This is a genomic window from Neoaquamicrobium sediminum (assembly GCF_040970315.1).
GTDB lineage: Bacteria > Pseudomonadota > Alphaproteobacteria > Rhizobiales > Rhizobiaceae > Aerobium > Aerobium sediminum.
The window spans coordinates 20,887-40,325 of record NZ_JAZHFV010000003.1 but is presented as its reverse complement, the minus strand read 5'-3'; the positions used below and the strand labels follow the sequence as shown (position 1 = coordinate 40,325).

The 19,439-nt window shown below is 63.7% G+C and carries 17 protein-coding genes; 10 read left to right on the top strand and 7 right to left on the bottom strand.

Annotated elements, in window-relative coordinates; all coding sequences use genetic code 11:
- Positions 1-36: 36 nt before the first annotated feature.
- From V1479_RS10695 to V1479_RS10685, 3 genes are all read right to left on the bottom strand, one after another.
- Complete coding sequence (locus tag V1479_RS10695; protein WP_368802885.1) at positions 37-480, bottom strand: DUF4168 domain-containing protein; 444 nt, start codon at positions 478-480, stop codon at positions 37-39.
- Positions 481-824: 344 nt separating this feature from the next.
- Positions 825-1,325: a GyrI-like domain-containing protein gene (locus tag V1479_RS10690; RefSeq protein ID WP_368802884.1), complete on the bottom strand. Its 501-nt coding sequence runs from the start codon at positions 1,323-1,325 to the stop codon at positions 825-827.
- Between the two features lie 9 nt (positions 1,326-1,334).
- Positions 1,335-1,847, bottom strand: coding sequence for a single-stranded DNA-binding protein (locus V1479_RS10685; RefSeq protein ID WP_368802883.1), 513 nt, complete (start codon positions 1,845-1,847; stop codon positions 1,335-1,337).
- An 814-nt stretch (positions 1,848-2,661) separates the two neighbouring features.
- On the opposite strand from V1479_RS10685, the gene uvrA reads away from it, so the two are divergent.
- From uvrA to V1479_RS10660, 5 genes are all read left to right on the top strand, one after another.
- Positions 2,662-5,586, top strand: coding sequence for an excinuclease ABC subunit UvrA (uvrA, locus tag V1479_RS10680; RefSeq protein WP_368802882.1), 2,925 nt, complete (start codon positions 2,662-2,664; stop codon positions 5,584-5,586).
- Between the two features lie 193 nt (positions 5,587-5,779).
- Positions 5,780-8,500, top strand: a complete 2,721-nt coding sequence (locus tag V1479_RS10675; RefSeq protein WP_368802881.1) for a hypothetical protein — start codon at positions 5,780-5,782, stop codon at positions 8,498-8,500.
- Positions 8,497-9,609, top strand: a complete 1,113-nt coding sequence (locus V1479_RS10670; protein ID WP_368802880.1) for a hypothetical protein — start codon at positions 8,497-8,499, stop codon at positions 9,607-9,609. Before V1479_RS10675 ends, V1479_RS10670 begins: the two co-directional genes overlap by 4 nt.
- A gap of 135 nt (positions 9,610-9,744) precedes the next feature.
- Complete coding sequence (locus tag V1479_RS10665; RefSeq protein WP_368802879.1) at positions 9,745-10,584, top strand: hypothetical protein; 840 nt, start codon at positions 9,745-9,747, stop codon at positions 10,582-10,584.
- 232 nt (positions 10,585-10,816) lie between these two features.
- Positions 10,817-11,635 carry a DUF72 domain-containing protein gene (locus V1479_RS10660; RefSeq protein ID WP_368802878.1) on the top strand — a complete coding sequence of 273 codons (819 nt, stop codon included), beginning with the start codon at positions 10,817-10,819 and terminating at the stop codon, positions 11,633-11,635.
- On the opposite strand, the gene V1479_RS10655 is transcribed toward V1479_RS10660, so the two are convergent.
- Together V1479_RS10655 and V1479_RS10650 are read right to left on the bottom strand one after the other, a co-directional pair.
- Positions 11,630-13,117 (bottom strand): NAD(P)H-hydrate dehydratase, encoded by a 1,488-nt coding sequence (locus V1479_RS10655; RefSeq protein ID WP_368802877.1) that lies wholly within the window; start codon positions 13,115-13,117, stop codon positions 11,630-11,632. The two genes, V1479_RS10660 and V1479_RS10655, sit on opposite strands and share 6 nt — an antisense overlap.
- Positions 13,118-13,150: 33 nt before the next feature.
- Positions 13,151-13,321 carry a hypothetical protein gene (locus V1479_RS10650; RefSeq protein ID WP_368802876.1) on the bottom strand — a complete coding sequence of 57 codons (171 nt, stop codon included), beginning with the start codon at positions 13,319-13,321 and terminating at the stop codon, positions 13,151-13,153.
- A 36-nt stretch (positions 13,322-13,357) separates the two neighbouring features.
- On the opposite strand from V1479_RS10650, the gene V1479_RS10645 reads away from it, so the two are divergent.
- The gene (locus tag V1479_RS10645) at positions 13,358-13,696 is read left to right on the top strand and encodes a P-II family nitrogen regulator (RefSeq protein ID WP_173193501.1); all 339 of its coding nucleotides are present in this window, start codon (positions 13,358-13,360) and stop codon (positions 13,694-13,696) included.
- Positions 13,697-13,745: 49 nt separating this feature from the next.
- On the top strand, positions 13,746-15,155 hold the full coding sequence (glnA, locus tag V1479_RS10640) for a type I glutamate--ammonia ligase (protein WP_173191047.1): 1,410 nt from the start codon (positions 13,746-13,748) through the stop codon (positions 15,153-15,155).
- Positions 15,156-15,244: 89 nt separating this feature from the next.
- Here the strand turns inward: glnA and V1479_RS10635 are convergent, their stop codons facing one another.
- Positions 15,245-15,916 carry a hypothetical protein gene (locus V1479_RS10635; RefSeq protein WP_368802875.1) on the bottom strand — a complete coding sequence of 224 codons (672 nt, stop codon included), beginning with the start codon at positions 15,914-15,916 and terminating at the stop codon, positions 15,245-15,247.
- A gap of 166 nt (positions 15,917-16,082) precedes the next feature.
- Here V1479_RS10635 and V1479_RS10630 point away from each other — a divergent pair, with 166 nt between their 5' ends.
- From V1479_RS10630 to V1479_RS10620, 3 genes are all read left to right on the top strand, one after another.
- Positions 16,083-16,343: a DUF4212 domain-containing protein gene (locus V1479_RS10630; protein ID WP_173191035.1), complete on the top strand. Its 261-nt coding sequence runs from the start codon at positions 16,083-16,085 to the stop codon at positions 16,341-16,343.
- Between the two features lie 9 nt (positions 16,344-16,352).
- Complete coding sequence (locus V1479_RS10625) at positions 16,353-18,170, top strand: sodium:solute symporter family protein (protein WP_173191033.1); 1,818 nt, start codon at positions 16,353-16,355, stop codon at positions 18,168-18,170.
- Positions 18,171-18,232: 62 nt separating this feature from the next.
- A complete protein-coding gene (locus tag V1479_RS10620) occupies positions 18,233-18,592 on the top strand; it encodes a YggT family protein (RefSeq protein ID WP_368802874.1) in 360 nt (119 codons plus the stop codon).
- 27 nt (positions 18,593-18,619) lie between these two features.
- Here V1479_RS10620 and V1479_RS10615 read toward each other — a convergent pair whose 3' ends face one another.
- Complete coding sequence (locus V1479_RS10615; protein ID WP_368802873.1) at positions 18,620-19,411, bottom strand: ATP12 family chaperone protein; 792 nt, start codon at positions 19,409-19,411, stop codon at positions 18,620-18,622.
- Positions 19,412-19,439: the final 28 nt, after the last annotated feature.

The following is a 19,439-nucleotide window of genomic DNA, read 5'->3' as shown; positions in this document are numbered from 1 at the left end:
GCAAGGAGAACAGCCGGGACGACTCTGCCCCGGCGTTTATTGCGCCGGCTGCTGGGCTCCGGCCGCTTCGGTGATGTGGCCGTTGATCTGCTGCGCCAGGTCGGGATTGGTCTGTGCCGCCTGGATGATCGTGTTGTACTCCTCGACCGAAATGCCGTCGGCGTTGTTGACCGCCTCGACCATCTTTTCACCCGCCTCCTGCTGAAGTCGCTGCTGGTCTTCTGTTGTGCCTGCAGCCTCGATCTGCGGCTTGTAGCTCTCGGTGACCTTGGTCACCTCGAGAAAGGCGACGGCGAAGGATTTCAGCTTCGTCTCGTCCATCGCAGGTGCGGCGGCGGCAGGTGCTTCTGGCTGCGGCGCGGCTTCCGCCGGCGGTGGTGTTTGCGGCGCGGCATCCTGGGCGTTGGCAGCGCCAAGCACAGTGCCGGTGACGATAGCGAGCGCGGAAAGGCCCGACAGCAAGATCCTGTTCAAACTCATGTTTCAATTCCTCTTCTTGGTCCGTGCGGACGGGAAAAGACCCTCGCAGCACCGACTCTCCGGTCGGGTTACGGAACCCCGCCGCGGAACGAAGCGCGCGAAGCTGCCAAGACTGTGGCAAGCTCAGCCGAATGACGCGGCAGCACGGTCACTTTGTCCGAACGAAAGAGACATTTCTTTACTGAGCCTGCCGGCGGACGCTGCAATCAACGTTCCGGGCTGGGCACGTGCTGCGGCTTCTGTCACCGAACGAGCCCGGCCGTTTCGCCCCGGGTTTTCCCGGCCGCAACATCGCAGCGCCCAACGAACCTATTTGGCTGGAAAGCGGGTTAAGCCGTGCCGGTTTATGCAGGCGAGACCGGAATGAGCAGCCGCAGCGCCGGCGGTTTCGTCAGGTCCACATCGTGCGGGTATTCTTCCCGGTGGTGAAAGTGACGCTTGTCCCAGGAAAGACTCCGGGTTTTCACCCAGTCGATCATTCGCACATAATGTGCGACCACCTCTCCGTCGCCGGCTCCATGCCAGGAACTCGCCAGCGTCATTTCAGGCAGAACAAGCGATCCGAACCCCTCCGGCAGTTCGCCTGCGTCATCCATCGCAATGCCGACGAAGTAGCGGAAACCGTCCGGCCGGTCGTTCCACGACAGCCCGACGATCGGGCTGCGCCAGCCGCTTTCCCGCCGCGCCGCGAAGGCCTGAACGTCTCGGATAACGGAATGGATCGCCCCTCGCGCCGCCTCTCCGTAGCTGCCTTCCCAATAAAGACCGCAAAGCCGGTGAGCGGGCCGCTCGGTCAGGGCAATGCCCTGATCCGCCGCTGCGGCCTCGCTGCACAGAAGGCACATGGGAGAGCCTTAGAAAGGGATCTCGTCGTCCAGGTCGCGCGAGTATCCGCCGCCGCCGCCACCGCCGCCGCGACCCTGATCGCCTGGTCCGGACTGGCCGAAATCGGAGCCGCGCCCGCCGCCCTGGGAGCCGCCGCGATCGTAGCCGACCTGGCCGCCGCCGCCCTCACCGCGTGTGTCGAGCATCTGCAGCTCGCCGCGGAACTTCTGCAGCACGACCTCGGTCGTGTAGCGATCCTGTCCCTGCTGGTCCTGCCATTTGCGGGTCTGGAGCTGGCCCTCGAGATAAACCTTCGCGCCTTTCTTCAGGTACTGCTCGGCGACCTTGGCAAGGTTGTCGTTGAAGATGACGACGTTGTGCCACTCGGTCTTCTCGCGCCGCTCCCCGGACTGCTTGTCGCGCCATGTCTCGGAGGTGGCGATGCGCAGGTTGACGACCGGGTCGCCGGAGTTGAGCCGGCGGATTTCCGGATCGGCGCCCAGATTACCCACCAGAATGACCTTGTTGACGCTACCCGCCATGACGCTCTCCTGCGCTCGTCCTAAACCTGACATCGATGTCGCGGCACATTATCCGAACGCCCTCGCGGATTCGCCCCGCCGGCCGCCCGCTCGGCGACATCTCCACAGTTTTCATTGTTCTTTATTTGTTCTTTACAAGAGAATGGGGCTCCTGACAATCCCGGCAGCCTCTGCGATTCGGTCGCTGCCGGCGACGAAGAAAGCCCCGCCACGTTCGGGACGTGGTCGGGGCCGTTGAGAGCCTTTGCTCTGTTGCCGGGAATGGATTACCGGCACTTTTTTCGGATGCGTCTCGGGTCGTCGCCCGATGATCCGACTATCTGTCAAATTGTAGGTTGATCGATAACGAGGCCGCGATGTGCCCGCGCCTTCAGGTTATCGTGGCTCCACATCGTGGTGGAGCCTGCTGGGACTGTCCGGCGGGGTCATGCCTCATCTCCCTTTGCAGTTTCTCCTGTCGCAGACGCGCTCAAGCCTTGCCGTGTTTCCGACACCCCTTGGGCGTACCAGGACGACCGCCGAGGCGAGCTTCATCTGACCGGGAGAGCATGACTCCGCCCTGCCCCCACGTCAACCGTCGAGGCTGATCCGGCAACAATTCGTGATCGCCAGTGGCCGCGTCCTCCTGCCAACGGATTGTCAGGAGCTGTTCGCTCTCTGTTCTTTCTGCTTGCCCTGTGTGCGAAAACGCGTGAAAAGCCAGAGGCGGTTTTCCGGAGGCCGCCGGCCTCGACGGACGGCACCAACAACACCATATCCGGGGTCTGGCCGGCTACGACGCCGGCCGTTCTGATGTAAGGCGGCACACGGGACCATGGCGGACCAGAAATTCATCTCCATTCGCGGCGCGCGCGAGCACAATCTCAAGAATGTCGATCTCGACCTGCCGCGCGACCAGTTGATCGTCATGACCGGCCTGTCCGGCTCGGGCAAGTCGTCGCTCGCCTTCGACACCATCTACGCCGAGGGGCAGCGGCGCTACGTGGAGAGCCTGTCGGCCTATGCCCGGCAGTTCCTCGAGATGATGCAGAAGCCGGACGTGGACCAGATCGACGGCCTGTCGCCGGCCATCTCGATCGAGCAGAAGACGACGTCGAAGAACCCGCGCTCGACGGTCGGCACCGTCACCGAGATCTACGACTACATGCGCCTGCTCTTCGCGCGCGTCGGCGTGCCCTATTCGCCGGCAACCGGCCTGCCGATCGAGAGCCAGACGGTCAGCCAGATGGTCGACCGCGTGCTGGCGCTCGACGAAGGCACGCGGCTCTACATCACCGCGCCCATCGTGCGCGGCCGCAAGGGCGAATACCGCAAGGAACTGGCCGAGCTCCAGAAGAAGGGCTTCCAGCGCGTCAAGGTCGACGGCCAGTTCTACGAGATCGGCGAGGTGCCGGCGCTCGACAAGAAATACAAGCACGACATCGACGTGGTGGTCGACCGCGTGGTGGTGCGGCCGGACCTCGCCGCGCGGCTGGCCGACTCGCTCGAAACCGCGCTCAAGCTCGCCGAGGGCATTGCGGTCGCCGAGTTCGCCGACAGGCCGCTCGACGCCAGCCAGACCGGCCAGGAGGCGGTCAACAAGTCCAAGAACGAGACCCACGAGCGCATCCTGTTCTCGGAGAAATTCGCCTGCCCGGTCTCCGGCTTCACGATCCCCGAGATCGAGCCGCGGCTGTTCTCGTTCAACAACCCCTTCGGCGCCTGCCCCACCTGCGACGGGCTCGGCACCCAGCGCGCCATCGACCCGATGCTGGTAGTGCCGGAAGAGCACGTCTCGCTGCGCGAGGGCGCGGTGGCCCCGTGGGCGAAGTCGACCTCGCCCTACTACACGCAGACGCTCGAAGCGCTGGGCAAGGCCTACGGCTTCAAGATCGGCGACCGATGGCGCGACCTGCCGGAGGACGCGAAGGACGCCATCCTGCGCGGCACCGGCGATCGCAAGATCGAGTTCGGCTACGACGACGGCCTGCGCTCCTACAAGACGACCAAGACCTTCGAGGGTGTCATTCCCAACCTCGAGCGCCGCTGGAAGGAGACGGAATCGGCCTGGATGCGCGAGGAGATCGAGCGCTTCATGTCGTCCACCCCCTGCCCCGCCTGCAACGGCTACCGGCTGAAGCCCGAGGCGCTCGCCGTCAAGATCGGCGGCCTCCACATCGGCCAGGTCACAGAGATGTCGATCCGCAACGCCAATGGCTGGTTCGAGGACCTGCCGGGCGCGATGAACGACAAACAAAACGAGATCGCGATGCGCATCCTCAAGGAGATCCGCGAGCGGCTGCGTTTCCTCAACGATGTCGGCCTCGACTATCTGACCCTGTCGCGCAAGTCCGGCACACTGTCGGGCGGCGAGAGCCAGCGCATCCGGCTTGCCTCGCAGATCGGCTCAGGCCTCACGGGCGTGCTTTATGTGCTGGACGAGCCCTCCATCGGCCTGCACCAGCGCGACAATGCCCGCCTGCTCGAGACGCTGAAACACCTGCGCGACATCGGCAACACCGTCATCGTCGTCGAGCATGACGAGGACGCGGTGCTGACGGCCGACTATGTCGTCGACATCGGCCCCGCCGCCGGCATCCATGGCGGCAAGGTGGTGGCGCGCGGCACGCCGGCCGAGATCATGGCCAATCCCAATTCGCTCACCGGGCAGTATCTGTCGGGCGAGATGGGCATCGCGGTGCCAGCCGAGCGCCGCCCCGGCAAGAAGGGCAAGCGCATCAAGGTCGTCGGCGCGCGCGGCAACAATCTGAAGGACGTCACCGCCGAAATTCCGCTGGGCACGTTCGCCTGCGTCACCGGCGTGTCGGGCGGCGGCAAGTCGACCTTCCTGATCGAGACGCTCTACAAGGCCGCCTCGCGCCGCATCATGGGCTCAAGAGAGCACCCGGCCGAGCACGACCGCATCGAGGGCCTCGAATTCCTCGACAAGGTGATCGACATCGACCAGTCGCCCATCGGCCGCACCCCGCGCTCGAACCCGGCCACCTATACCGGCGCCTTCACGCCGATCCGCGACTGGTTCGCGGGCCTGCCGGAAGCCAAGGCGCGCGGCTACCAGCCGGGCCGCTTCTCCTTCAACGTCAAGGGCGGGCGCTGCGAGGCCTGCCAGGGCGACGGCGTCATCAAGATCGAGATGCACTTCCTGCCCGACGTCTACGTCACCTGCGACGTCTGCCACGGCAAGCGCTACAACCGCGAGACGCTCGAAGTCCTGTTCAAGGGCAAGTCCATCGCCGACGTGCTCGACATGACGGTCGAGGAAGGCGTCGACTTCTTCGCCGCCGTGCCCGCCGTGCGCGACAAGCTGCAGACGCTCGACAAGGTCGGCCTCGGCTACATCAAGGTCGGCCAGCAGGCGACCACGCTCTCGGGCGGCGAGGCCCAGCGCATCAAGCTCGCCAAGGAGCTTTCGCGAAAAGCCACCGGCAAGACGCTCTACATCCTCGACGAGCCCACCACCGGCCTCCACTTCCACGACGTGGCAAAACTGCTCGAAGTCCTGCACGAGCTGGTCGAGCAGGGCAACACCGTGGTCGTCATCGAGCACAACCTCGAAGTCATCAAGACCGCCGACTGGATCCTGGACCTCGGCCCCGACGGCGGCGACGGCGGCGGCGAACTGGTCGCCTCCGGCACGCCGGAAGCCATCGTCGCTGAAGAGCGGAGCTATACAGGGCAGTTCTTGAAAGAGCTGCTCGAAAGAAGACCGGGGCTAAAGAAGCGCGAGGCGGCGGAGTAGCGGGGTTGGGGTTGTAGTGTCGAAAAGGGGCCGCTTGCAGACTGGCGGCTTCTGGCTTGGCAGAAGAGACACCGGACATTCCACCATGTGAAGTTCTGGCAGGCAATGCCGATATCGAAAGCACCACTTGCGGCTTGTAACCTCTGGTGTGATCGAGATTGACGGCCAATCGAACGCTTCCTAGCTTGCCCCGATGTTTGAAATCACAGGCGACGACATCGCCGCGCTCAGCGACGCGGATTTGCGCACCCTGATCGGACTCCTATGCGAGGCTGAGATGCGTCGAAGGGGCCTGCCCGTATCCGCAGTTACCTACGGTGGGAATCAAGACGCCAAGGATGGTGGTCTCGATGTTCGCGTTGCGCTTCCGACCGACACGGCGATCGGTGGCTTCATACCGAAGCTATCAACAGGCTTCCAGGTGAAGAAGCCCGACATGCCGCGTGCGGCGATTCTGAAAGAGATGAAGCCGAAGGGGACCGTACGACCCGTCATCAACGAGCTCGCGACTGTCGGCGGCGCTTACGTCATCGTGAGTTCTACGGGCTCAACATCCGACTCGGCGCTAGCGGACCGCCGCAAGGCCATAGCCGACGCTATCAAGGGCACGCCCGCTGAGGGCAAACTCACGGTGGATTTCTATGACCGCAATCGAATCGCGACGTGGGTTCGGGATCACCCCGGGCAAATTCCGTGGCTCCGCGCGCGGATCGGCAAGGCAATGCCAGGCTGGCAGTCTTACGGCTCTTGGTCGCTTGCGCCCGCGGGGGTCGACTCAGGCTACATCGCCGATGATCAGGCGCGAATCCTCACGGGCGACAGGCATGAAGGCGATGGGGTCTCTGCGACGGAAGGGATCAACCGCGTCCGGAAAGTACTGGCCACTCCGGGGCATGTGGTGCGCCTTGTCGGGCTCTCCGGTGTCGGCAAAACGCGGCTGGTCGAAGCGCTATTTGACGCCAGCGTTGGAGATGGAGCGCTCGATCCCTCGCTTGCCATTTACACCAACGAAGCCGACGGGCCAAATCCGCCTCCGGCTGGGCTTGCCTCGGACCTGATCGCCGCTCAGACGAGAGCAATTCTCGTGGTCGACAATTGCACACCCGAATTGCACCGGCGGATTTCCGAGATCACGCGGTCGAGCAGTTCGACGATCAGCGTGATCACTGTCGAATACGACATCCGGGAGGACCAACCGGAGGGCACCGACGTTTTTGTGCTGGACACGTCCTCCGTGTCGCTGATCGAGACACTGGTAGAACGCCGATATCCCCATCTGTCGCAGATCGACGCGCGCACCATCGCTGAATTTTCGGGCGGCAACGCCCGAGTTGCCCTCGCACTGGCATCGCGGATTGAGAAAACGGAAACCGTCGCGGGCCTGAACGAGGAGGAGCTGTTTAGGCGTCTATTTCAGCAGCGCCACGATCCCGATCCTTCTCTCCTGTTGGTCGCGCAGAGCTGCTCACTGGTCTACTCGTTCGATGGAGAGACGTTCGACGGTGCCGAAGCGGAGCTTCCCATTCTGGGCCACCTCATTGGAAAATCAATGGACGAGATGTATGCGGGAGTGGCAGAACTCAAGCAGCGGGACCTCGTTCAGGCGCGAGCAAAATGGCGCGCGGTGCTGCCACACGCTGTTGCCAATCGCCTCGCCAAGAGGGCACTCCAAAGCATTCCGCCGGCCAAGGTTAAGTCGGTGCTTGTTGACAATGCGCCCGAACGCATCCTCCGCTCATTCTCGCGGCGTCTGGGTTATCTCGATGACAGCAAGGAGGCGCAGAGCATCGTGAAGGCGTGGCTTGCGCCAGGTGGTCTGCTCAACGACTTGCCGAACTTTACCGAGCTTAGTCGCGCGATATTTACCAACGTCGCACCGGTGGCACCGGAAGTGGTTTTGGCGGCGCTGGAGACTGCCTTGAGCGGCGCCAACGAAGCCGTACTCGGCCGTTGCGGACATTTTGTTCGGCTCCTGCGCTCGCTGGCGTACGAGCCTGGCTTCTTCGTACGCTCGCTGGCTTTGCTGGCGAAATTTGCTGCGCGTCCAAGCGGCGAGACCAATGACAATGAGGCGATCCAGGTCGTGGAATCGCTCTTTCACATTGTTTTATCGGGCACACATGCACCGGTCGAGATGCGCGTCAGGGCTGCGGAAGCGCTGCTCGACTCCGATGAAGAGGCGCTGCGTCGCCTCGGCGTCAAGGCACTCGAGGCGCTGTTGAAAACAGGGCATTTCACCTCGCACTACGAATTCGACTTCGGCGCGCGCTCGCGGGACTACGGCTACTACCCAGCAGACGGCGCGCAGGTGCGCGCATGGTTTGATAGCGTGTTGAAGTTAGCGAGGAGGTTTGCCCTGTCGGACAATCCCATAGCCGCGGAAGTACATAAAGCGGTCGCACGGGAATTTAGGGGGCTGTGGAGCTACTCCGGCCAGGCGGAGCAGTTGGACCAGCTCGCGCGCGCGATTGCTGCGAGCTCGTTCTGGCGCGACGGTTGGATCGCATCTCGCCAGACGCGCATTTTTGATGGCAAGGACATGGACACTGAGCTCCGTCGACGTTTGACGGACTTGGAGGAATTCCTTCGGCCCAAGGATCTCCTCAGCAAAGTGCGCGGGCTCGTCATCGGTGACCGCGCCGGAAGCCTCGACCTGGATGACTTTTACGATGAGGAGGACGAGGAAGAAGGTGGGAGCGACTTCACTGCGGGCTATGCGGAACGTGCCGCACGCTCAGCAGCGGCAATACGTGACCTGGGACAAGACCTTGCAGCGGATGAGGACGCGCTCGAGACAGTGCTTGCCGAGCTGATGGGGGGAATCCGAGGGTGGCTCTGCTCGGCGAAGCGTTGGCGGGGGCCGCGGAAAGTCCGCGCACAATTTGGTACGCCATCGTGGGACAGTTTGCCGTGACCGAGAACGCGGGTCTACAACTGCTAGGCGGCTACTTGAGGGGGCTTATGGGCCGGGATGTAGCGCTCACGGGCGTTCTTCTTGATGAAGCATTGGAGCACCCGGCCCTTGCTGCGTGGTTCCCGATCCTTCAGAGCAGTGTTGAAATTGATCCGTCTGCTCTAGCGCGACTGCACCGCTCGATCGAGCTCGGCATGGCACAAATCACCACTTACTACAGTCTCGCGTATGGTCGTGTGTCCGACAGCGTACCGGGGCCCGAATTCCGTGATCTGATAATCGCCATTGCGCGGCAACCCGGCGGCTGCGCGGTCGGACTTGAGATGGTCTCGATGCGACTGCATTCGGACCGCAGCGAGAAGCGTGAGCCGCTCCCTGAGGTACGGGAGGCGGGACTCTTCGTGATCGCAGCGTTTGAGTTTCAGAAACGGGACGAACGTACGACGCGCAAGGACCACGAGCTCGGCGCTGTCGTCGCGGCCTCTCTCATCGGAGAGGAAGGCGCTCTTGTCGCGAAAGCGCTTTGCCGCAAGCTGATGGTCGCAACAAAGAGCCATCATATCAGTGGCCACGATTACAATGATCTGGTGAAGGGCCTGCTGAAGGTCCAGCCGTTCGTCACACTTGATGAGATGTTTTCGGGTGATCCAGAATCGCAGCGGGCAAGTGTGTGGTTTTTCAACGATCTGCTACGCTTTCACAAGGACGTCCTTGCTGTGCTAGAGGACGAAACCGTAATCAGTTGGTGTGACCGCGATCCGTCGGTGCGCTATCCTCTCGCGGCATCCGTGGCTTTGCTGTTCAAGCGACCGAAGGACGGCGCGCCTCACGAATGGACGCCGCTGGCGAAGCAGCTCTTGGAAAAAGCACCTGAGCCACGCCTCGTCCTGACTGAAATCGTAAATCGTCTCCGGCCCTCAAGCTGGAGCGGATCGCTTGCGAGCAAGCTAGAGGGGCGCCTCAAGCTATTGGACAGTCTGCGCGGGGCCGGCAACCCAGCTCTCGAAGAACCGCTGGAGGCGGCGAAAAAGAGCCTGCGAGCCAGAATTGATGCTGAACGGCGAAGCGAACAGGAAGAAGACCGTGAGCGCAACAATCGGTTCGAGTGATGTCGGCTGTCAATCAACGGTGAAGCACCACCCTATGTCCAACTTGGGGGCGCAAAACTGCCATCCATCTCCGCCTATCCACCCCCGCCAATCCCGGCCGCACAATCCCGCCGCCCTGACCGAACGGAGGTGGCGATGGACTGGAATGCTGCGATCGAGCATCATCGCGCGGCGCTGACTCGCATTCTGGCGATGCTTGTTGCCATGGCCGGACTGAGGAACGAGCAGACGGCAATCACCGGCCAGCAGCCGGAACCCGTACAGTCCGCCGTTGGTCCGACCGATTGCCCATCGCCAATTGCCGACCGCCCCACCCTGCCGCGCCATCTCCACCGCGCCGTGCTGCGCCTGCTGCGTCCCGCCGAGGCGGCGGTGCGGCGGCTGGTGATCGTCGTCGCGCGCGGGCTGGTCGTGACGCCGCAGGCGCCCAGGAGGGGCACACCAACGCCCCCTCCATCACGCTTTGCGTGGTCCCCCTCCCCCGCTTCGCAGGGGAGAAACCTAGGTCGCGGACGGCCGCAGATGTTAGCCCTGCCCCTGTTCGATCCTTTGCCCCGCTGGCGCCCGCGGCGGCCGGTGGCGAGCGGCGTGCCGCGCATTTCGGTGCCCGGCATTGCCGCGCCGTTTCCCGTTCCGGCCCCGCCCTCGCCGCTCGACCCGCTCGATGCGACGCGCCTTGCCCTGCGGCTCGCCGCACTCGCGCGCACGCTGGACGACCTGCCGGTTGCGGCCCGGCGCTTCGCGCTCTGGCAGGCCCGCATCGCCGCGCCCGCTACGCCGCGCAACGGGGGCGATGCCGCAGGCAGGCAGGCGAAGGCTCCTACCCGCGTACGACGCATCTGGCCGTTGCGCCCCGGCCGGCCGCACGGCCAGCGACCGGCGCGCAGCCGCGAGCCCGACCATCCGGTCCACACCGTGCTGGACGACGTTCACGGCCTCGCGCTGTGGGTGCTGGAGCCCGCCGACACCTCATGACCGCGCCGCGGTCTCCGGCTTACGCGGCAATCATCAATCGCCAGGGCGAATTCGCGCAGCGTGGCGACGATCCCTGCTGGCCGAAAGCCATGGCGAGCCCCCGAGCGGGCCTTTCGCGCGACCAGCGCCCGCAGCCTTGGCGACGGGCAAACCTGTCAGGAGCCCGCAGGGATCGGGTGGACAAAGCCGTCGGGCGGACGCATTTTCCCGGAGCAAACGAGGAAACGACACGATGCAATCCGGAAAAAGCGGCGCCGGCCAGGTTCGGGCGGGCATGGGCGGCTGGACGTTCGAGCCGTGGGAAGGCACCTTCTATCCCGACAAGCTCGCCAAGGCGAAGCAGCTTGGCTATGCCTCGCAGCAGGTCAGGACCATCGAGGTCAACGGCACCTATTATTCGACCTTCAAGCCGCCGACCTTCGCCAAATGGGCGAAGGAGTCCGACGACAACTGCATCTTCGCGCTCAAGGCGATCCGCTTCTCGACCAACCGCCGCGTGCTGGCGGAGGCCGGCGAGTCGGTGCAGCGCTTTCTGGAGTCCGGCGTCTCCGAGCTCGGCGACAAGCTGGGGCCGATCGTCTGGCAGTTCGCGCCGACGAAGAAATACGATCCCGACGATTTCGAGGGCTTTTTGAAGCTGCTGCCGGAGAAACAGGACGGCGTGAGGCTGCGCCATGCGCTGGAGGTGCGCAACGATACGTTCGCCGTGCCCGAATTCGCCGCACTCGCCCGCAAATACGGTGCGGCCATTGTCTACGCGCACCACGAGAAATATCCCGAGATCGCCGACGTGACCGGCGACTTCGTCTATGCGCGGCTACAGCGCGGCAGCGACGACAACGAGGCCTGCTACACGGAGAAGGAACTGGACGGCTGGGCGAAGCGCGCCGCGCTCTGGGCCGAGGGCGGCCAGCCGGACGACCTTCCCTATGTCGACGCCGGCATCAAGGCTGAGAAGACGCCGCGGGACGTGTTCGTCTACTTCATCACCGAGGGCAAGGTGCGCGCCCCGTTCGGCGCGATGGCGTTGCAGAAAAGGGTGGATTCATAGGAGTTCGCTGAGCAGCGGCGGCATCAGGCTCGGCAAATCCTCCGCGATGAGGCCGGGGCCGAAGCGGGTCGCGGCCTCGGCGTGCAGCCAGACAGCCGCGCACGCCGCCTCGAAGGCCGGCATCCTCTGCGCGGCCAGCCCGGCGATCAGGCCGGCGAGCACGTCGCCCGACCCCGCCGTCGCAAGCCACGGGCTGCCGTTGCAGTTGATCGCCGCACGGCCGCCGGGCGCGGCGATCACCGTGTCCGGGCCCTTCAGCACCACCACCCCTCCCGCCCGCTCCGCCGCCGCGCGGGCGCTGTCGAGCTTGGACAGCGCGTCTTCGCCGGCGAGGTCAGGGAACAGCCGGCCGAACTCGCCTTCATGCGGCGTCAGCACCAGCGCGGCCCTGGCCTCCTTCGCGACATCGAACAGACGTTCGGGCGCATCGCGGAAGGCGGTGATGCCGTCGGCGTCGAGCACCAGCGCCCCGCGCTCCATCCTCGCCAGCAGCGCCAGCACCCGCCCACGCACCGGCCGCTCCAGCCCGTAGCCGGGGCCGAGCACGAATGCGTCCGGCGCATGCGCCGCCACAAACGCTTCGCCCTCGTCATCGTCGTCCAAACGCTTCAGCATGATCGAGGTGAGGTGCGCCGCGTTGGCCGCCAGCGCGTTGCCCGGCGCCAGCACGGTCACCGCCCCAACACCCACCCGCGCGGCCGCGAGCGCTGCCAGCCGTGCCGCACCCGTGGAGGCCGGCCCACCGGAGAACACCGCCGCATGGCCGCGCGAATATTTATGCTGCGCGTGCGCCGGTTGGGGGAAGGCTTTGCGCCAGAGATCGGGCACGTTGGCGAATGTCTTCGGGGCGATCTCGTCGAGCACCGAGGCCGGTATGCCGATATCGGCCACAACCGTCTCGCCACACGCCGAGCGGCCGGGCTCCAGCAGGTGGCCGGGCTTGAGCCGGAAGAAGGTGACAGTCAGCGCGGCTTCGAACGAACGCTCCCAGGTCGAGCCACTCGCCCCCGCGACACCCGACGGCAGGTCGATGGCGACGACGGTCGCGCCTGCGTCGCGGCAACGCAAGGCAGCGGCCTGCGCTGGCCCATCGAGCGGCCGGGCAAGGCCGGCGCCGTACAACGCATCCACCACCAGCGTGTCCACCGCCGGTTCGAACGCTTCGAGCGGTTCGGCCGCGACGGGACACTCCTTCGCCGCCAGCGCTGCGTCCGAGCCATCGCGCGGTTTGCCCTGCGCGAAAACGCGGACGGCAATGCCCGCCTCCCGGAGCAACCGCGCAACCACATAGCCGTCGCCGCCATTGTTGCCGGGGCCGCACAGGACCGCGGTGCGCGCAAAATCCGGAAAACGCCGCAGCACTTCCATGGCAACGGCAGCACCGGCGTTGCGCATAAGCGCGTGGCCGTCGTGAGGGCCCGCTGCGATGGCAAGCCTGTCGGCTTCTGTCATTTCCTGCGGCGTCAGAAGCTCAGGGGGCATGCCCGTTTCATATGCAGATTGCATAATTTTTCATCAGCCCTCAGTATGGCCGCTGCACGTTGCGCGGGCGGCGGCGGCATGGAATCGCAGGAGGAACTCTCCAACCACCGAATTGCCCTGCGTCATGTCCCGTTTTGCGGCTTCGCCCTTCCAGCAGCCGCATCTGGCATGCTTCATGCTTTCGTTAATGCCGAAGCGGCTCATATCACCCCGTCCTATCTTACCGGAGGCCATTATCGCATGAAAAAGATCGAGGCGATCATCAAACCCTTCAAGCTGGACGAGGTGAAGGAAGCCCTTCAGGAGGTCGGTCTCCAGGGCATAACCGTCACCGAGGCCAAGGGTTTCGGACGCCAGAAAGGCCATACCGAACTTTATCGCGGTGCAGAATATGTGGTGGACTTTCTGCCTAAGGTGAAGATCGAGGTCGTTCTCGCCGACGATCATGTCGAGGCCGCCATTGAGGCCATTCGCAAGGCCGCACAGACCGGTCGCATCGGCGACGGCAAGATTTTCGTATCCAGCGTCGAGGAGGTCGTGCGCATTCGCACCGGTGAAACCGGCGTCGACGCCATCTGACCGCCACGCCGCCACTCAATTTCGCAATGTCATCACAGGGAAATATGAAATGACGACAGCAAACGACATCATGAAGCAGATCAAGGACAACGACGTTAAGTTCGTCGACCTCCGCTTCACGGATCCGAAAGGCAAGCTCCAGCACGTGACGATGGACGTCGTGGCAGTCGATGAAGACATGTTCGCCGATGGCGTCATGTTCGACGGCTCCTCGATCGCCGGCTGGAAGGCCATCAATGAATCCGACATGGTGCTGATGCCCGACACCGAGACGGCTCACATGGATCCGTTCTTCGCGCAGTCAACCATGGTGATCGTCTGCGACATCCTCGACCCGGTTTCCGGCGAAGCCTACAACCGCGATCCGCGCGGCACCGCCAAAAAGGCCGAAGCCTACATGAAGTCCGAAGGCATCGGCGACACCGTCTTCGTGGGTCCGGAAGCCGAGTTCTTCGTTTTCGACGACGTCAAGTACAAGGCTGACCCCTACAACACCGGGTTCAAGCTGGATTCCTCGGAGCTGCCGTCCAACGACGACACCGACTACGAGACCGGCAACCTCGGCCACCGTCCGCGCGTCAAGGGCGGCTACTTCCCCGTTCCGCCGGTGGATTCGCTCCAGGACATGCGTTCCGAGATGCTGACCGTCCTTTCCGAGATGGGCGTCGTCGTCGAAAAGCATCACCATGAGGTCGCAGCGGCTCAGCACGAACTCGGCATCAAGTTCGACACGCTGATCCGCAACGCCGACAAGATGCAGATCTACAAGTATGCCGTGCATCAGGTCGCAAACGCATACGGCAAGACCGCAACCTTCATGCCGAAGCCGATCTTCGGCGACAACGGTTCGGGCATGCACGTCCACCAGTCGATCTGGAAGGGCGGCAAGCCGACCTTTGCGGGCAACGAATATGCGGGTCTTTCGGAGTCGTGCCTGTTCTACATCGGCGGCATTATCAAGCACGCTAAGGCACTGAACGCCTTCACCAACCCCTCGACCAACTCCTACAAGCGTCTGGTTCCAGGCTACGAGGCTCCGGTGCTGCTCGCCTATTCGGCGCGCAACCGTTCCGCATCGTGCCGTATCCCGTTCGGCTCCAACCCGAAGGCCAAGCGCGTCGAGGTTCGCTTCCCCGACCCGACAGCCAACCCGTATCTGGCATTCGCCGCGATGCTGATGGCCGGCCTCGACGGCATCAAAAACAAGATCCATCCCGGTCAGGCCATGGACAAGGACCTCTACGACCTGCCGCCGAAGGAACTGAAGAAGATCCCGACCGTCTGCGGCAGCCTGCGCGAAGCGCTTCAGTCGCTCGACAAGGATCGCGGCTTCCTCAAGGCCGGTGGCGTCTTCGACGACGATCAGATCGATGCCTATATCGAGCTGAAGATGGCAGAGGTGATGCGCTTCGAGATGACGCCGCACCCGGTCGAGTACGACATGTACTACTCGGTCTGATACGGACCCATGATACAAAACCCCCGGCTCCGGCCGGGGGTTTTTCTTTCGATCTTTGATCGTCGGCGGCCAGCGGCTCTGGCGCAAACTCAGTTTCGGGGATGCAGGCTGCGCCAGTCGGCCGCCGCGGCATCGGCGTCGAGCCGCGCGCGAAAATCCCGGATCACCTCGTTCCACGCGAACCTGATGGAATTTTCCACGATCTCCCGGTCGCGCATCTTCAGCTCATCGGCGATGGGCGCCCATTCGATGAGCGCCTTCGGGCTTTCCGTAAATGCACGCCCGCCAACGGCCACATTCTCCCACAGCGTCGCCTCGATACGCTGGATAAACGCGCCGACCCAGCTTTCCGCATCATGGGCGTCCGTCATCTGGTCGGCATTGTCGGCCAGTCCGGCGCGATAGCAGGCCAACGCCCATTCACGGCGTTCCGCCCGTTCGAGCCGGCCGTCCGCGCTGACCTGGGCAACCGCATAGATCGTCATATCGGACAGCGACGCGGCGAAGACATGCATCTTAGCGACGTTGATCGACTGCGCGAAGAGCTCGTCGTCGAACATCTTCGGGTAACGCGTGCCGATGCGCTCCTTGAGGTAGCCGTAGAGCTTCTTCTGCGTGATCAGCGCGGCGCGTGTCCGCGCGAAGTGATCGACCCGCGCGACCGTGGCAATCGGTGCGCGGTCGCGGCGCAAGGTAAGCTTGGAGGCCGCATCGCGCAGCCAGCCAACCGCCTCGGAAATCTGCTTTGCAAAGTCGTTCATGAGAACCAGATGACCGATCCGGGCGCGCTTCTGAATGCTACCATAGCAGTATTTTCGCGTTTGATGACTGTCTGTAATCATCGTTCAGCGCCGATTCCATCCAAGGAGACCCGGCGTGGAGGATTGCGGGCATCCTGCCCGCATACAATCGAGGGGAGGAATTTCCATGTCCAGCACAGACGCTGGCGCCAGGGAACGTCACTGGGAGAAGACCAGAAATCTCAATACGCTGGTCATGATTCTCTGGGTGATCTTCGCCATCATCATTCCCTGGATGGCCGGCCCATTGAACTCCATCAGCTTCCTGGGCTTCCCGCTTGGCTACTACATGTGTGTCCAGGGTTCGCTCATCGCCTTCGTCGCCATCATCTGGATCCAGAACTACCGTCAGGACCAGATCGACGACGAATTCGGCGTCGACGAATAGGAGGGCGCGATGGCAGTCGAACAAGCAAAAAGCGGGCGTTTCATAGACAATCTCGGAAAGGTCTATGCGCTCTACACGCTGGGTTTCCTGGCGTTCTTCGCGTTCATGGCGATCCTCGAACGCATGGGCATGGGGGCCCAGGCGATCGGCATCGGCTTTCTCATCTTCACCATCAGCATCTACGCCATCATCGGCTGGCTCTCGCGCACCGCGGAAGTCGACGCGTACTACGTGGCGGGCCGCGAAGTGCCGGCGCTCTACAACGGCATGGCGACGGCGGCGGACTGGATGTCCGGCGCATCGTTCGTTGCGCTGGCGGGCGGCGTCTACTTCGGTGGCTACCCCTATCTCGGCTTCATCGTCGGGTGGACGGGCGGCTATGTGCTCGTGAACTCGCTGCTTGCGCCCTACCTGCGCAAATTCGGGTGCTACACCGTACCGGACTTCATCGGCACACGTTACGGCGGCAACACGGCGCGTCTGTGCGCTGTCGTCGTGCTGGTGGTGGCGTCCTTCACCTACGTGACGGCGCAGATCAACGCGACAGGTACGATCGCGGCCCAGACACTGGGCATTCCGTTCGAACTCGGCGTGTGGCTCGGTCTGGCAGGCATCTTCATCTGCTCGATGCTGGGTGGCATGCGCGGCGTGACGTGGACGCAGGTGGCACAGTACATCGTGCTCATCATCGCCTATCTCGTGCCGATCATCTGGATGTCCAACAAGCAGGGCTTCGGGATCATCCCGCACTTCTCCTATGGTGACGCGGTGGGACGGATCGCCGAACTCGAGGCCATGTATGGCCTTGCGCCGGCGGCCGAAGCCATTCCCGGCGTATCGGTTCTGACGACACCGCAGAACGCACCGACGGGACAGGGCTGGGCTATGGTCTCGCTCGCCATCTGTATGATGGCCGGCACGGCATCGCTGCCGCATATCCTGATGCGCTACTTCACGACGCCTTCCGTCCGTTCGGCTCGCCGTTCGGTAGGCTGGTCGCTCACCTTCATCTTCCTGCTCTATTTCTCGGCGCCGGCGCTTGCCACGCTGACGAAGCTGCAGCTCCTCGATCCGAACCTGGCGACGTCGATCATCGGCAAGTCGTTCGAGGATGTCGCCAATCTCGAGTGGATCAAGCACTGGAGTTCGGTGGGAATGCTGGCGGTTGCCGACCAGAACGGTGACGGCATATTGCAGCTCAACGAGTTCTTCATGCGGCCCGACATCGTCGTGCTCGCAACGCCGGAAATCGCGGGCCTGCCCTATGTGATCTCCGGTCTCGTGGCTGCGGGCGGTCTTGCCGCCGCCATGTCGACGGCGGACGGCCTGCTGCTCGCCATCGCCAACGCGCTGTCGCACGATCTCTACTACAAGATCATCGACCCGAAGGCGGATACCGCACGGCGTCTCATCGTTGCCCGTATCCTGCTGATCTTCATCGGTGCTGCCGGTGCGGTCGTGGCATCGCTGAAGCTGACGGGCATTCTAGGCGCAGTGGCATGGGCATTCGACTTCGCCTGTTCCGGCCTGTTCTTCCCGCTGGTGCTTGGCGTGTGGTGGAAACGCGCCAACACGGCAGGCGCGATCGCGGGCATGATCGGCGGTTTCGTTGCTGGCTCCTGGTACCTCTACATGGTCTATAACGGCCTGATGGAGCCCTGGTGGGGCATCGACCACATCCGCTTTGGCATTATCGGCATGCCGGTCAGCCTGGTGTGCATGGTTGTCGTGAGCCTGCTCACGCCGGCGCCCAGCAAGGAAATCCAGGATATGGTCGACGAAGTCCGTATCCCGAGCGGCAAGCCGATCCTTGCTTCCCATCACTGATTGGGACTAATGCAGACAGGGGGCGGGCTCCGGCCCGCCCCTTTCTCGTGGGAGGCATTCGCTTGGAAGATCTGATTTTTCTTCACCCGCTCTGGGTGATCGTGCTCGACTATGTGCTCGGCCTGGTGATGTGGACGCTGATCGGCCGCGCGGCGATGAACATCTTCCTGCCCGAGGATTCCGACTTCTTCTTCATGCGCTTCTTCGTCCGGGCGACAAATCCGATCATCGCGGTATTCCGGCCGATCATCCCCGGCTTCCTGATCGAGCCGCTGGTGCCACTCTTCGTCGCCTGGTTCTTCTTTATGGTCCGCTTCTACCTGATGCCCTGGCTGCTCGGCTATTCCGTCATGGGCATGCTGTCGTTCCCGCTGGAAAGCAGCGTCGCGCAGGGGCTCTACGAGATCTTCGGCCAGTGGTGATCGTTATCTGACGGCCGAGGCGAACGATCAGTCGTCGAGAGCGCGCAGGAGTGCCACAGCGGCGTCGAAGTCGCGCCGGCGCGCCTTGCGGCGCTCGGTTGCCTCCGCATCCTCGCCCCACTGGGCGATGTTCCAGTCCTCGTCCACGTGGGCGGCAGCCCAGGCAGCATCCGGTTCCAGCATCCGGGCCTCGACCGCAAGCGCCAGAAGTGCCGACCCGGTCAGGGTCGTCATCAGATGGATCGCGGACAGCCGGAACGGCTCCGCTCTCTGGCGCAGCCAGAGCCCGACGGCGGCAACCGATTCACGCGGCTGCTCGACGTGCATGACGCCTTCGGCCAGGAAGAAGCGGGCACCGAGCGTGGCCTGCGCCCAGTCGAGTACCGGGTCCCAAAGCTCGGCCTGCCTTTCGACCAGCCGCTCCGGCGCATCCGCGCGGTAGCAGAGCAGGTCGGACGAGGAAAAACGCATCACGTCTTCCAGAACCGCCTGCATTTCGTTTGCCACGCCATCGATGGCCGTGTTTGCCAGCCGCAGGATCGGCATCGAGACCGGATCGATGGTTTCGCCCTGCGCGGAAAACTCACTCGCGACCAGCTCAGCAGCCGCCGCAGTTGACAGGGCCAGCACCGCCTTGCCGGGCGTGCGCACCGGTTTGCCGTCGAGGCGCACCGCAAAGCCCTCGGGCACTTCGGCCACCTCGGCCAGCTTGTAAAAGCGTTTCGGCAGAGGCTGCCGCATCTGTATCTGGGCGCGGCGCACGGGGTCCGGGTCGGACAGGTGATTGCCGCTATCGAGATCGCCGAGCAGATCGCGCATCGTAAATCCTTCGAGTTTCAGTCCGGGT